This is a genomic window from Bradyrhizobium sp. JR4.1 (assembly GCF_040548605.1).
Taxonomy (GTDB): Bacteria; Pseudomonadota; Alphaproteobacteria; order Rhizobiales; family Xanthobacteraceae; genus Bradyrhizobium; species Bradyrhizobium canariense.
Genome location: NZ_JBEPRY010000002.1, coordinates 217929 through 231291, shown reverse-complemented (window position 1 = coordinate 231291; position 13363 = coordinate 217929). Strand labels below are relative to the sequence as shown.

The window sequence follows — 13363 nt, the reverse complement described above, 5'->3', positions numbered from 1 at the left end:
GGTGGCTCGTCGCGGAGCGACGAGACGGGTGAGGGGGCTCTCTCCACGAATGAAGCACTTTCCGTTTAGATAGATACCCCTCATCCGGCGCTTCGCGCCACCTTCTCCCGCAAGGGGAGAAGGGAAGAAGACAGCGCGTGCGGCGTCAGCAATTTCTCGAACTTACAGCCCGCTCGCGCCTTCGTGCTGGAAGCCGAGATAGCTGGCGGCGACGCGCTCGTTCGCCGCAATGTCGCTGGCCTTACCGCTGAGCACGAACTCGCCGAGCTCCATGACATAGGCCTGATCCGCGATCTTCAATGCGGCCTGCGCGTTCTGCTCGACCAGCAGTACGGAGACGCCGGCGGCGCGCAGTTCGGTGACGATGCGGAAAATGTCGGCGACGATGATCGGGGCGAGGCCGAGGCTCGGCTCGTCCAGCATCAGGAGCTTGGGCTCGCCCATCAGGGCGCGGCCCATTGCGAGCATCTGCTGCTCGCCGCCGGAGAGCGTGCCGGCGAGCTGCTTGCGCCGTTCCTTGAGCCGCGGAAACAGCGCGTAGACCCGCTCCATCGAGGCTTTCGCCTTGCTTCTCTCGATGCGGAAGGCCCCCAACTCGAGATTGTCCTCGACATTCATGGTCACGAACAATTCGCGGTGCTCGGGAACGAGGCCAAGTCCCATGGCGACGCGGTCCTCGATGTCGAGTCGCGACAGATCCTGACCTGCGAATGCCACGCGCCCCTTCAGCGGAAAGATGCCCATGATGGCGGAGAGCAGCGTGGTCTTGCCGGCGCCATTGGCGCCGACGATGGTGACGATCTGGTTCTGGCCGACTTCGAGCGAGACCGAGCGCACGGCCTCGACCTTGCCATAGGCGACATGGGCGTCGGCGACGGACAACAGCGCGGTCATGCCGCCACTCCGAGATAGGCCTTGATCACTTCGGGATTGGTCTTGATCGTGGCCGGCGTTCCTTCTGCGATCTTGGTGCCGAAATCGAGCACCACGATGCGGTCGGCGAGGTTCATGACGAAGCCCATGTCGTGCTCGACAAGCAGCACGCTCATGCCGCCGTCGCGCAGCTCCCGCAGGAGGCTCGCGAGCCGCTGCTTCTCCATGTGGCGCAGGCCGGCGGCCGGCTCGTCGAGCAGCAGCAGCATCGGATCGACGCACAACGCACGGGCGATCTCGACGATCCGTTGCTGTCCCAGCGAAAGCGAGCCTGCGAGCTGATGCATCTGCTCGCCAAGTCCGACCCGCTCGATCTGGCGGGCGGCTTCGGCGAGCAGCTTTGCCTCATCAGTGCGGTCGAGCCGCAGCATCGAGGAGATCGGCCCCGAATGGCCGCGCAGATGGGCGCCGATCGCGACGTTCTCCAGCACGGTCATGTCAGGCACCAGCTTGACGTGCTGGAAGGTGCGGGAGATGCCGAGCTTGACGATCTCCTGCGGCGGTGCCCTGTCGACCTTGTTGCCGAGCACGGAGATCGAGCCTGAGGTGGCCGACAGCACGCCGGTGATCAGGTTGAAGGTGGTGCTCTTGCCGGCGCCGTTGGGGCCGATCAGCGCGACGATCTCGCGAGCCAGGACGTCGAAGGAGACGTTGTTCACCGCGACCACGCCGCCAAATTGCTTCCGGGCCTTCTCGACCTGAAGCAGGACGCTGGATTGGCCGGGGGAGCGGGTGCGCTGCTCCAGCTTGAGCGAGGTGTCCGGCTTTTTGCCACCGGTGCGCTGTGGCAGGAACGACATCAGCCAGGGCCAGACGCCGCCGGGTGCGAGCTGGAGCAGCGCCACCAGCATGATGCCGAACACGATGGTCTCGACCTGGCCGGAGCCGGGCAGGATCAGCGGCAGATAGCTCTGCAGCACTTCCTTGAGGACCACGACGAGCGCTGCGCCCAGGACGCCACCCCAGACATAGCCGGCGCCGCCGACCACGGCGATGAAGAGATACTCGATGCCGGCCTGCGCGCCGAACGGCGTCGGGTTCACCGCGCGCTGAAGATGGGCGTAAAGCCAGCCGGAGAGGCCGGCGAGCACGGCCGCATGGATGAACACCAGCATTTTCGCCCGCGGCGTGTGCACGCCGAACGCCTCGGCCGCGACATGGCCGCGCCGGAGCGCGCGGATGGCGCGGCCGGTGCGGGAGTCCAGCAGGTTCATCGTGAGCAGCGCCGAGAGGATCACGGCAACCCAGATCGCGTAGTAGATCGAGCCGGGCGAGAGCATTTTGAACGAGCCGATCGACAGCGGCGGGATGGCCGAGATGCCGTCGTTTCTTCCCAGGAATTCGAGCTTGCTGAAGAGATAGAACAAGCCGAGTCCCCAGGCGAGCGTGCCGAGCGGCAGATAATGGCCGGAGAGACGGACCGTGACGAGACCGAGCAGCACCGCCAGCAATCCGCTGACCACCAGCGACAGCGGTAGCGTTAGCCAGGGCGACATGCCGTAGGTCGTTGACAGCACCGCGGTGGTGTAGGCGCCGAAGCCAACGAAGGCCGCTTGTCCGAACGAGGTCAGGCCGCCGACGCCGGTCAGCAGCACGAGGCCCATCGCGACCAGGGCGGTGAGGCCGACATTGTCGAGCAGCACGATCCAGAACGGGGGCATGCCCGGAACAAAGGGGATCGCCGCCATAATCAGCGCGAAGATGAGGATGGGGAGCCGGCTCTGCATTTTGGCGTCAGTCCTTCTCTTCCTCGACCGCAGGCGCTGCGAGCGAGCGCAGCAGCAGCACGGGAATCAAGAGCATGAAAACGATCACCTCCTTGTAGTTGGAGGCATAGAAGGACGAGAACGCCTCGACGATGCCGACGACCAGCGCCGCGACCGCGGTGAGGGGGTAGCTGACAAGCCCGCCGATGATCGCGGCGACAAAGCCCTTCAGGCCGATCAGGAAGCCCGAGTCGTAATAGAGCGTCGTGATCGGCACGATCATGATGCCCGACAGTGCGCCGATGACGGACGCCAGTAGGAAGGCGATCTGCCCGGATAGCGTGGTGCGGATGCCGACGAGCCGGGCACCGAGCCGGTTCACGGCGGTCGCGCGCAGCGCCTTGCCGTAGAGTGTCAGCCCGAAGAACAGCCACAGCCCGACGATGAAGGCGATGGTAATGCCGTAGACCGTGATGCTCTGGCCTGTGAAGCGCAGCGCGCCGGTGGTGAAAGATCCCGACAGTACGGCAGGTCCGCGCTGACCTTCGGCGCCGAAGAACAATAGGCCTAAACCCTGAAGTGCGAGATGGACGCCCACCGAGGCGATCAGCAGCACCAGCACGGAGGTGTGCGCCAGCGGCTGGAATGCGATGCGGTAGAGAAACAGGCCGATCATCGCCACGATCACCAGCGACAGCGCGATGCAGACCGCAACCGGCGGCTTCTGAGCGGCGTAGTAGACAGTCAGCGCCAGCACGATGGCCGGCAGCACGATGTTGGTCAGGATGCTGCGCAGCACCAGGCGCCCGTGCAGCGCCTTGCGCGCGGCGAACAGGTCGAACGCGAAGGCGCCAAGGCCCAGGGCGAGCGCGAGTTTCGCCGTACCCGGCATCTGGCCCGCGGCCAGCGAGGCATAGGTCAGCGCGCCATAGGTGACGAATTCGCCCTGCGGGATGAGGATGACGCGGGTGACGGCGAACACCAGCACCAGCGCCAGGCCGAGCAGCGCATAAATCGCGCCATTGGTGATGCCGTCCTGCAGCAGGAACAGCATGATGGTGGTATTCAAGACCGGACGCTCCCCCTCAAAGATTCAGGACCGGTCCCCTGATTGTGGTGGACGGTCCGCTCACAGCCATTGAACAGCGCTGACGATATTTGATATGGTCCATAACAATTATCAAATATAACATCAAGAGTGGCGAACGATCCTCCCGAACTTAACGGGATTGCGAGCATGAGGCGATGACCGTTTCCAAAACCGCTGAAAAGTCCTCTGAAAAACCCGCCGAGACCGCCAAGGGCCGCAAGGACGCGGCCGACGGGCCTGGCGAAGCCCTCCAGCTCGGCGAGCTCTCGGAGCAGCTCGGCTATGTCCTGAAGCGGGCACAGCTCAAGGTGTTCGAGAACTTCCTGCGCTGCATGGCCTCGCTCCAGCTCACGCCGGCGCAGTTCTCAGTGCTGCTGTTGGTCGAGAAAAACCCCGGCCGTAACCAGACCGAGATCGCCTCCACCCTCGGCATCCTGCGCCCGAACTTCGTGGCGATGCTCGACAATCTCGAGAGCCGCGACCTTTGCGCGCGGATCCGCTCCACCAACGACCGCCGCTCGCACATCCTGGTGCTGACCGACAAGGGCAAGGCCGTGCTGGCCCGCGCCAAGAAGCTCGTCGCCACCAAGCACGAGGCGCGGCTGAACGAGGTGCTCGGGCCGTCCAACCGCGCAGCCCTGCTCGGGATGCTCTCGAAGATCGCCAACGAGTTTTGACGGTTGATTGCCCCCGGCGACCGGGCATCAAACCCGGAAGCGCGGGCGGGCTGGCCGCGGTTATGCCGCAGCGAACCGGTCGGGCATGGCAGGTGCTTCCGCGGACAGGAAACGGCGCTCGATTTCCACGGCGGGCAAGGGCGGGCTGAACAGATAGCCCTGCATTTCGGTGCAGCCCTCCGCTGCGATCCGATCCCTTTGCTCCTCGGTCTCCACGCCCTCCGCGGTCGTCGTCATGCCCATCCCGCGCGCCAGTGCCGCCACCGCGCGCACGATGCTGAGGGATGCCGCATTGTTTTCCACGCCGCTGACGAACGACCGGTCGATCTTGATCTTGTCGAAGGGGAAGCATTGCAGATAGGTCAATGACGAATAACCGGTGCCGAAATCGTCCATGGCGACCTTGATGCCCAGCGCGCGGAGCTGGTGCAGCGTCGTCAGCGTCCCGTGCCTGTCCTGCAGCAAAACGCTTTCCGTGATCTCGATCTCCAGCCGCCGCGGATCGAGGCCAGAGGCCGCCAGGGTGCCGACGATCACCTCGGTCAGGCCCGGCTGGCGGAATTGCACCGCCGAGATATTGACGGCGACGTGCAGATGGTCCGGCCACCGGCTTGCAGTGGCACAGGCCTGCCGGATCACCCACTCACCGATCGGCACGATCAGGCCGATCTCTTCCGCAAGCGGGATAAAGCTGTTCGGCGCGACCAGTCCGCGTCGTGGATGTCGCCAGCGGATCAAGGCTTCGAAGCCGCTGATCTCGCCGCCGTCGGTCTTCACGACCGGCTGGTAGTGCAGTTCGAACTCGCCGGCGGCAAGGCCGTTGTGCAGGTCCTGCTCCAGCGCGCGGCGGCTTTGCGCCTCTTCGCCCATGGCCGGTTCGAAGAAGCAGTGCATGCCGCGGCCGTCGCTTTTCGCGCGATACAGGGCCAGATCGGCATTGTGCAGGAGTTGCTCGGGCGTCGAGCCGTCGCCGGGCGCAATGGCGATCCCGACGCTCGCGCCCACAATAGCCTGATGTCCGTCGAGCCCGAACGGAGCACTCAGGGCGCTGACAACATCACGCGCCAGCGTGTCCGCTTCGTTCGAATCGGAGATCGGCGACTGGAGGATGACGAATTCATCGCCACCCATACGCGCGACGGTATCGCTGTCGCGGGCGAGCTGCTTGAGGCGGCGGCTGACATCCTGCAGCAGGATGTCGCCGGCCTGGTGGCCAAGGGTGTCGTTGACGGCCTTGAACTTGTCGAGATCGATGTGGTGGATCGCGAACATCCCACCCTGTTCGAGCGCCTGCTTGAGGCGCTGACCGAGCAGGGCGCGATTGACGAGGTCCGTCAGCGCGTCGTGGTGCGCCATATGCGCGATCTGCAATTCCGCCTTGCGCTGCTCGGTGATGTCTTCGTGGGTCGCGACCCATCCGAGATCGGGCATCGGTCGGTGCCTGATCTTGAAGGTCCGCCCGTTCCGCATCTCGACGATGCTGTCCATGGCCTCGGCCGACGTGGCGACATCGGTCCGCCATGTGGCGTATTCCTCCCGCGTCATTGTCGGCACGCTGCCGGCTTCGAAGCGCAGGTCGAGGATCTCCTGGAGCGGCGTGCCCGGACGAACGCGGTCGGGCGGCAGGCCGTACATTTCGATATAGTGCGTGTTGCAGACCAGCAGCCGATGGTCGGCGCTGAAGAAGCAAAGTCCCTGCGACATGTTGTTGATCGCGATGTCGAACTGGAAATTGCGTTCCTGTAGCCGCGCACTGAGCTCTTCGCGCTCTGTAATGTCCTCGTGCGTCGCCATGCCGCCGCCGTCGGGCAGGGGATGGATGGTGTAGGCGATGATTCGTCCGTCGGCGAACTGCTGAACCGTCTGCTCGCTGACGACCGAACCCTCGGTGCGGGCACGGACATAGGCGCCGGCTTCTCCGCCGATGTTCAGGCCCAGTTCGAGCCGATGCTGGATCAGGTCCTTGATCGGCGTGCCCGGGTGCACCTGCTCGGGCGAGAGCGCGTACATCTCGCGGTAGCGCGGATTGCAGAAAATGACCCTGCGGTCGCTGCCGAACAGGATGATCCCGAGCCACAGATTATTGGCGGCGCACTTGAGCAGCTCGCCGAGCACGAGCGGATCAATGCTTGCGACCTCCTGATCATTCTCCGCCATGCGCCTTGCCCCCGAAACGACGCGATTAGAGCAGGCGGTGGTGAATCAGCCCAACAATTCGCCCAGTTTCGGGACATGTTCCTGAAACTGCGGCGAACGCGAGGTTAAGGGCGGCGATGCCCGCCCCCTGGAAAAGAGGACGCCGACGAGAATTCAGAGATCGTTAACCATGTCGTCCCGCCGAACCGCGCGCGGTGCCGGCGGGATGGCGATGCCGCCGTGTCAGTCGACCAGGATCACCCGGATATCGTTCACATTGGTCAGCGTGGGACCCGGCAGCAACAGGTCGCCCGTCGCCTCGAAGAACGTCGTCGCGTCGTTGTTGTCGAGATAGGCCTGCGGCTGCAGCCCCTGCGCCGTCATCTTCGCGAACGTCGCCGCGTCGATCAGCGCGCCGGCGGGGTCGGTGGGGTTGCCGGCACCGCCATCGGCGCCGTCGGTGTCGCCGGCGAGCGCGGAGATGTCAGGCGTGTCCTTCAAGAGGCCGGCGAGCGCCAGCGTGTATTCCTGGTTCGGGCCGCCGCGGCCATTGCCGCGCACGGTGACCGTGAGCTCGCCGCCGGACAGGATCGCGACGCGCTTGCCTTCCGCGCGGGCCTGAAGCGCCAGCCTGGCATGAGCGGCGGCAACGTCGCGGGCCTCGCCTTCGAGGTCGGCGCCGAGATCGATCGTCTCGTAACCGGCCTCATGCGCGAGCCTCACCGCAGCGTCGAGCGATTGCTTCGGACGTGCGATCAGTTCGAAATGCGCGCGCGCGAACGCGGCATCACCGGGCTTGCAGCTCTCGTTGGCGGGGTCGTCCAGCGCGCGGCGGACGGCATCGTCGATGTCGAGCTTGTATTTGGCGACGATGGCGCGCGCATCATTGAGCGTGGTCGGATCGGGCACGGTCGGACCCGAGGCGATCGCCGAGGGGTCGTCATGCGGCACGTCGGAGATCGCAAGCGTCACGATCTCGGCGGCATTTTTGCCGGCGCGCGCCAGCCGCCCGCCCTTGATCCGCGACAGATGCTTGCGCACGACATTCATCTCGCCGATCGGCGCGCCGGAGCGCAGCAGCGCCTTGTTGACCGCCTGCTTCTGCGCGAAGCTGATGCCGTCCACGGGCGCGATCCAGTTCGCCGAGCCGCCGCCGGTGAGCAGCACCAAAAGCAAATCGTCCGGCCCGGCCTCGGCTGCGAGCGCGAGCGTATCGGCCGCGCCCTTCAGGCCGGCTTCGTCAGGCACGGGATGACCGGCCTCGACCACACGGATGCGGCGCGTCGGCACGCCGTAGCCGTGTCGCGTGGTGGCGATGCCGACGAGACGTTCCGGCGCGAGCCCGAGCGCGTCGAGATAATGCCGCTCGGCGGCGGCGGCCATCGCGGCCGCGCCCTTGCCGGCGGCGAGACAGATCACGCGTCCCCTTGGCGCGGGCCGCAGGTGCGGCGCCAGAATCGTGCTCGGATGAGCGGCGGCAACGGCGGCGTCGTAGAGCGCGCGGAGCAGGGGGCGTCGATCGGACATGACGAAGGGCCTTGAGCGGACAGGAAAGACTGGCGGCAAACGCGCCGCTCACCTGCCTACCGCATCATGCGCCAAAGCGTAAGCCGGCTTCACCATCATTCGATTGTGCAATCGCGTGATCATAATCGACGCGCAAGCAAAAACCCCCTGCGATGGTTCGCAGGGGGTTTTCATCGTCGTGGGTATCAGGCGGTTAGCCGCCGACGTCGGCGCTGATCACGTCACCGAACAGCTCCCACTTGTCGCCCTTGAACTTCTCGAGCTGGAGCTGGCTGATCGGCGCGAAGTCGGTCGGAGAGGTGTTGATCTGCACGCCCGGCAGCAGCACTTCGGTGCGGAAGTTCTTCAGGCTGGCGGCCTGCTTCATGACGTTCGCGCGCGTGAGATCGTCGCCGCACTGCTTGAGGACTTGGACCAGGGTCTGCGCCACGCCGTAGCCGACGATGGTGCCGTGGTCGAGCTTGTCGCCGTCCGGAAAGTACTTGTTCATGAACGCGACGAAGTCCTTCATGCCGGGATCGCTGTTCCACGCCGGATCCGAAATGTCCTTCAGGTAGTCGGCGGAGATGATGTCCTGCGAGTTCTCGAACCCGGCGGGCTTGAGCACGCTGCCGACGGACGCCGAGACGTTGTTGAGGAAGTGCAGCGGCTTCCAGCCGATCTCGGCATTCTTCTTGATTGCCTGCGCCGCGAATTTCGGCGTCGTGATGTTCATGAAGACGTCGGCGCCGGTCGATTTCAGCTTGACGATGTGGTTGTCGATGGTCGGCTCGGAGGTCTCGTAGCTCTCCTCCATGACGATCATCGACGCGGCCTTGGCGCCGAGGCCGTCCTTCAGGCCCTTGAGATAATCCTTGCCGTAATCGTCGTTTTGGAACAGCACGGCGATCTTGGCATCCGGCTTGTTCTTGAGCAGCCATTTCGCGTAGATCTGCGTCTCGCTCTGGTAATTGGGCTGCCAGCCCATGGTCCAGGGGAAATCCTTCGGGTCGTTCCACTTGGTGGCGCCGGTCGCGACGAAGAGCTGCGGCACCTTCTTCGAGTTCATGTATTTGTGAATCGCGGAGTTCGGCGGCGTGCCGAGCGAGTTGAAGATGAACAGCACCTCGTCGCTCTCGACCAGCTTGCGCGCCTGCTCCACCGTCTTCGGCGGCGAGTAGGCGTCATCGTAGCTGATGAAGTTGATCTTGCGGCCGTTGATGCCGCCTTCGTCGTTGATCTTCTTGAAATAGGCCGCTTCCGTCCGTCCGATGATGCCGTAGGCGGAGGCCGGTCCGCTGTAGGGCATGATGTTGCCGATCTTGATCTCGGTATCGGTCGCGCCGGTATCGTATTTCTTCTGGGCCGATGCAGTGGAGGCCGAGGCCGCAATGAGCGCGAGCGCGAGTGAGGCGGCCGCAAGTTTGCCGGTGACAGCGGGCATTCCTATCTCCCTATTTTCTTGGTGTGTGCGCGTCCCTTTTCTTGTGTTGCCTGTTTTTGCTGACGCAGCCGCAATTCAATACGATTTACCGGACGCCTTCAACAGAAAGCCCCTGCGGCGGGGGCGCAGGGGCTGCTTCTTTAGTAGTCACGGACCGGCGCGCGCTCGTGTGCGACTGCGAGAAGGTGCATCCGCCTGAGTTGACGAACCGATCTGGAGCGAGTTTGAGTTGCGTGGCTTCAGTGGCCGAGCTCGCTCGAGATGATGTCCCCGAACAGCTCCCATTTCCGGCCTTTGAACCGCATCATCTGGAGCTGCTCGATCGGGGCGAAATTATCGGCTGCGGTGTTGATCTTGATGCCGGGCAACAGGGTGTCGGGCTCGAAATCCTTCAGGCTTGCCGCCTGCTTCATGACGTTGTCGCGGGTGAGGTCGTCGCCGCACATTTGCAGCACCTTCACCATGGTCTGCGCGGCGGCATAGCCGAACACCACGCCGGCATCGAGCTTGTTGGCCTTGGGATCGTATTTGGCGAGGAAGTTGTAGAACTTCTTCATGCCGTCATCGGCATTCCATTGCGGGTCGGAGCCGTCCTTGGTGTAGCTCGCCGACAGGATGCCTTGCGAGATCTCGAGCCCCGCCGGCTCGAGCACGCCGCCGACGGAAGCCGAGACGTTGGAGATGATGTGGACCGGATGCCAGCCGATCTCGGCCGCTTTCTTGATCGCTTGCGCTGCAAATTTCGGCGTGGTGATGCTGACGAAGATGTCGGCGCCGGAGGCCTTCAATTTCACGACGTGCTCGTCGATCGCCGGCTCCGAAGTGTCGTAACCGTCTTCCAGCACGATCATCGAGGCCTTGGGCCCAAGGCCGTCCTTCAGCCCCTTGAGATAGTCCTTGCCGAAATCGTCGTTCTGGTAGAGCACGCCGATCTTGCCGTCCGGCTTCTCCTTCATGATGTACTTGGCGTAGATACGCGCCTCGCTCGCGTAGCTCGGCTGCCAGCCCATGGTCCAGGGATATTGCTTCGGATCGTTCCACTTCGAAGCGCCGCTCGCCACGAACAATTGCGGCACCTTCTTCTCGTTCATGTATTTGCGAATGGCGCCGTTGGTGGAGGTGCCGAGCGAGCCGAAGATCAGCAGCACCCCGTCGCTCTCGACCAGCTTGCGGGCCTGCTCCACCGTCTTCGGCGGCGAATAGCCGTCGTCGTAGGAGATGAACTTGATCTTGCGGCCGGCGATGCCGCCCTCGGCATTGATCTTGTTGAAATAGGCTTCCTCGGCTTTGCCGATCGCCGCATAGGCGGAGGCCGGGCCGCTATAGGGCATGATGTTGCCGATCTTGATCTCGGTATCGGAAGCGCCGCTGTCGTATTTCTTCTGCGCCAGGGCTGGGCCGCTCATCGCAGTGCACAACGCGAATGCGGCCAGTACGCCCGCAACCTGAAATCGAACGGCAGTCATCTTTCTCCACCCGGAACGGATCGCCGCCGCATTGAACAAGATTGATGCGGGACGTCAACAAAAAGCCCCCGCGATCGTTCGCGGGGGCTTCTCGAGGTGTCGGACTATTGCGTCAGAGCGTCACTCGGTGGCGATGTCGCCGCTGATGATTTCGCCGAAGAGTTCCCACTTCTCGCCCTTGAAGCGCTGCATCTGGAGCTGCGCGATCGGGGCGAAGTCGGTGGGGCCGGTGTTGATCTTGACGCCGGGCAGCAAGGTGTCCGGTGCGAAATCCTTCAACGAGGCCGCCTGCTTCATGATGTTGGCCCGGGTCAGATCGTCGCCGCACATCTCCAGGACCTTGGCCAGCGTCGACGCTGCGCCGTAGCCATAGACCATGCTGGTGTCGGACTTGTCGGCACCCGGCATGTACTTGTCGACGAACTCGTTCCACTTCTTCATGCCGGGGTCGTTGGCCCACTGCGGGTCCGTGGAGTCCTTGGCATAGGCCGCCGACAGCACGCCCTGTGAGGCCTCGAAGCCGGCCGGCTTCATCACGCTGCCGACCGAGATCGACACGTTGGTGAGGATCTGCAGCGGCTTCCAGCTCAGCTCCGCGGTCTTCTTGATGGTCTGGGCCGCGAACTTCGGCGTCGCGTAGATCAGGAGCACGTCGGGATTGGCCGCCTTAATCTTGACGATGTGACCGTCGATCGAGGGCTCGGACACCTCGTAGCTTTCTTCCATGATGATCATGGACGCGCCCTTGGCGCCCAAGCCGTCCTTGGTGCCCTTGAGGTAGTCTTTGCCGAAATCGTCGTTCTGATAGAGGATCGCGATCTTGGCGTCGGGCTTTTCCTTCAACAGCCATTTCGCGTAGATCTGCGCTTCGCTCTGGTAGGAGGGCTGCCAGCCCATGGTCCAGGGGAAGTTCTTCGGGTCGTTCCACTTGGTGGCGCCGGTGGCGACGAACAGCTGCGGGATCTTCTTGGCGTTCAAATACTTCTGGATCGCGCTGTTCGAGGGCGTGCCGAGCGGGTTGAACACGACGATCACTTCGTCGCTCTCGACCAGCTTGCGGACCTGCTCCACGGCCTTTGGCGGCGAATAGCCGTCGTCATAGGTGACGAAGTTGATCTTGCGGCCGTTGATGCCGCCCTTGTCGTTGATCATCTTGAAATAGGCTTCTTCGGTCTTGCCGATGATGCCATAGGCCGACGCCGGACCGCTGTACGGCATGATGTTGCCGATCTTGATCTCGGTATCGGACGCGCCGGTGTCGTATTTTTTCTGGGCAAAAGCGGCGCCGGAGGTGAGAGTGATGACCGCCGTTGCCGTTACCAGCGCAGCGGTTCGCAGTGTTCTTTCAAAAAACAATTCGGGTCTCCTTGGCTTAATCAACGGGTTGTCAGTTCTTTCTGAGCCGGCCGACGAGTTGCTGGCCCATGATCGCGATCTGCCTCGCGCCGTGCGGCACCAGGTAGATGACGGCGAACAGGAGTACGCCGAATACGGCGCCGGAGAGGCCCTTGGAGATGCCCTCCGCCATGTTCGGCACGAAGATGATGAAGGCTGCGCCGACGAACGAGCCGGGCAGCCAGCCGACGCCACCGACGACCATGCCGAGGAACAGCGAGATCGCGAGCGTGATCGTGTAGCTGTCGGGCGCGACGAACTGCACGGCGATGGCGCCAAGCGAGCCGGCAACGCCGGTGATGCCGGCGGACACGCCGAAGGCCAGTGTCTTGTACAGTGCGACGTTGACGCCCATCGAGGAGGCCGCGATCTCGTTGTCGCGGATCGCCATGAAGGCGCGGCCCGAGCGGGAGCGCAGCAGGTTCACCGAGAAGATGTAGATCGCGAGCACGACCGCGAGCGAGAAGTAGTAGAGCCAGGTGTCCTGCGACATCGGCAACCCGAACGGCGCGTCGGGCTTGGTGACGACGAGGCCCTGCACGCCGCCCGTCCAGTGCTCGAGGAAGTTCAGCTTCAGTAGCTGCGGCATCGCGGTGGCAAGCGCAAAGGTCGCGAGCGCGAGATAGACGCCCGACAGCCGCAGCGCCGGCTTGCCGAACAGGTAGCCGAAGGCGAAGCAGACCGCGGCGGAAACCGGAATTGTCAGCGCATAGTTGACGTTGAAGTACTCCATCAGCACCGCCGACGTATAAGCGCCCACGGCATAGAAGGCGCTCTGGCCGAGCGAGAACTGGCCGGAGCCGCCCGTCAGAATGTTCAAGGCCAGCACCGCGAGCCCGTAGATCAGGAGCATCGTCATCTGGAAGATGATGAAGTTCTTCACGAACATCGGCACGATCAACAGCACCGCCAGCACTAGCAGGGAGGTGCCCGTGCCCAGCGTCATCGCCCGCTTCGGAACCGCCTCGACGGCCGGGGCTTCCGTGACGACGTCTTCTGCAGCGCTCATG

At 63.8% G+C, this 13363-nt stretch carries 10 protein-coding genes; 1 reads left to right on the top strand and 9 read right to left on the bottom strand.

All coding sequences use genetic code 11. The features are described 5' to 3' along the window. Positions 1–162: 162 nt before the first annotated feature. Genes ABIB90_RS06325 through ABIB90_RS06315 form a run of 3 tightly spaced genes read right to left on the bottom strand, consistent with a single transcriptional unit; the run spans position 163 to position 3708 of the window. Entirely contained in the window at positions 163–894 is a 732-nt protein-coding gene (locus ABIB90_RS06325; RefSeq protein ID WP_007599691.1) for an ABC transporter ATP-binding protein, read from the bottom strand. Beyond that, entirely contained in the window at positions 891–2660 is a 1770-nt protein-coding gene (locus ABIB90_RS06320; protein ID WP_354200451.1) for a branched-chain amino acid ABC transporter ATP-binding protein/permease, read from the bottom strand. The genes ABIB90_RS06325 and ABIB90_RS06320 overlap by 4 nt, the downstream gene beginning before the upstream one ends. Positions 2661–2667: 7 nt before the next feature. Further along, complete coding sequence (locus ABIB90_RS06315; protein ID WP_354200450.1) at positions 2668–3708, bottom strand: branched-chain amino acid ABC transporter permease; 1041 nt, start codon at positions 3706–3708, stop codon at positions 2668–2670. 176 nt (positions 3709–3884) lie between these two features. Here ABIB90_RS06315 and ABIB90_RS06310 point away from each other — a divergent pair, with 176 nt between their 5' ends. After that, positions 3885–4406: a MarR family winged helix-turn-helix transcriptional regulator gene (locus tag ABIB90_RS06310; RefSeq protein ID WP_219682933.1), complete on the top strand. Its 522-nt coding sequence runs from the start codon at positions 3885–3887 to the stop codon at positions 4404–4406. Between the two features lie 60 nt (positions 4407–4466). On the opposite strand, the gene ABIB90_RS06305 is transcribed toward ABIB90_RS06310, so the two are convergent. The 6 genes from ABIB90_RS06305 to ABIB90_RS06280 all read right to left on the bottom strand — a co-directional run bounded on the left by ABIB90_RS06305 (position 4467) and on the right by ABIB90_RS06280 (position 13362). Continuing rightward, positions 4467–6563 carry a putative bifunctional diguanylate cyclase/phosphodiesterase gene (locus ABIB90_RS06305; protein WP_354200449.1) on the bottom strand — a complete coding sequence of 699 codons (2097 nt, stop codon included), beginning with the start codon at positions 6561–6563 and terminating at the stop codon, positions 4467–4469. Positions 6564–6785: 222 nt separating this feature from the next. Then, positions 6786–8069 (bottom strand): glycerate kinase type-2 family protein, encoded by a 1284-nt coding sequence (locus ABIB90_RS06300; protein ID WP_354200448.1) that lies wholly within the window; start codon positions 8067–8069, stop codon positions 6786–6788. A 193-nt stretch (positions 8070–8262) separates the two neighbouring features. Continuing rightward, entirely contained in the window at positions 8263–9492 is a 1230-nt protein-coding gene (locus tag ABIB90_RS06295; RefSeq protein ID WP_007599704.1) for an ABC transporter substrate-binding protein, read from the bottom strand. 239 nt (positions 9493–9731) lie between these two features. Continuing rightward, on the bottom strand, positions 9732–10958 hold the full coding sequence (locus ABIB90_RS06290) for an ABC transporter substrate-binding protein (protein WP_354200447.1): 1227 nt from the start codon (positions 10956–10958) through the stop codon (positions 9732–9734). Positions 10959–11078: 120 nt separating this feature from the next. Then, positions 11079–12314 (bottom strand): ABC transporter substrate-binding protein, encoded by a 1236-nt coding sequence (locus tag ABIB90_RS06285; RefSeq protein ID WP_007599706.1) that lies wholly within the window; start codon positions 12312–12314, stop codon positions 11079–11081. Positions 12315–12345: 31 nt separating this feature from the next. After that, positions 12346–13362 carry a branched-chain amino acid ABC transporter permease gene (locus tag ABIB90_RS06280; protein WP_007599707.1) on the bottom strand — a complete coding sequence of 339 codons (1017 nt, stop codon included), beginning with the start codon at positions 13360–13362 and terminating at the stop codon, positions 12346–12348. Between the last annotated feature and the right edge of the window lies 1 nt (position 13363).

What these genes read in the sequence shown, in the direction of transcription:
- ABIB90_RS06295 (WP_007599704.1), bottom strand. Translation starts at nt 9,492, where the DNA reads ATGCCCGCTGTCACCGGCAAACTTGCGGCCGCCTCACTCGCGCTCGCG.
- ABIB90_RS06310 (WP_219682933.1), top strand. Translation starts at nt 3,885, where the DNA reads ATGACCGTTTCCAAAACCGCTGAAAAGTCCTCTGAAAAACCCGCCGAG.
- ABIB90_RS06290 (WP_354200447.1), bottom strand. Translation starts at nt 10,958, where the DNA reads ATGACTGCCGTTCGATTTCAGGTTGCGGGCGTACTGGCCGCATTCGCG.
- ABIB90_RS06300 (WP_354200448.1), bottom strand. Translation starts at nt 8,069, where the DNA reads ATGTCCGATCGACGCCCCCTGCTCCGCGCGCTCTACGACGCCGCCGTT.
- ABIB90_RS06320 (WP_354200451.1), bottom strand. Translation starts at nt 2,660, where the DNA reads ATGCAGAGCCGGCTCCCCATCCTCATCTTCGCGCTGATTATGGCGGCG.
- ABIB90_RS06280 (WP_007599707.1), bottom strand. Translation starts at nt 13,362, where the DNA reads ATGAGCGCTGCAGAAGACGTCGTCACGGAAGCCCCGGCCGTCGAGGCG.
- ABIB90_RS06305 (WP_354200449.1), bottom strand. Translation starts at nt 6,563, where the DNA reads ATGGCGGAGAATGATCAGGAGGTCGCAAGCATTGATCCGCTCGTGCTC.
- ABIB90_RS06325 (WP_007599691.1), bottom strand. Translation starts at nt 894, where the DNA reads ATGACCGCGCTGTTGTCCGTCGCCGACGCCCATGTCGCCTATGGCAAG.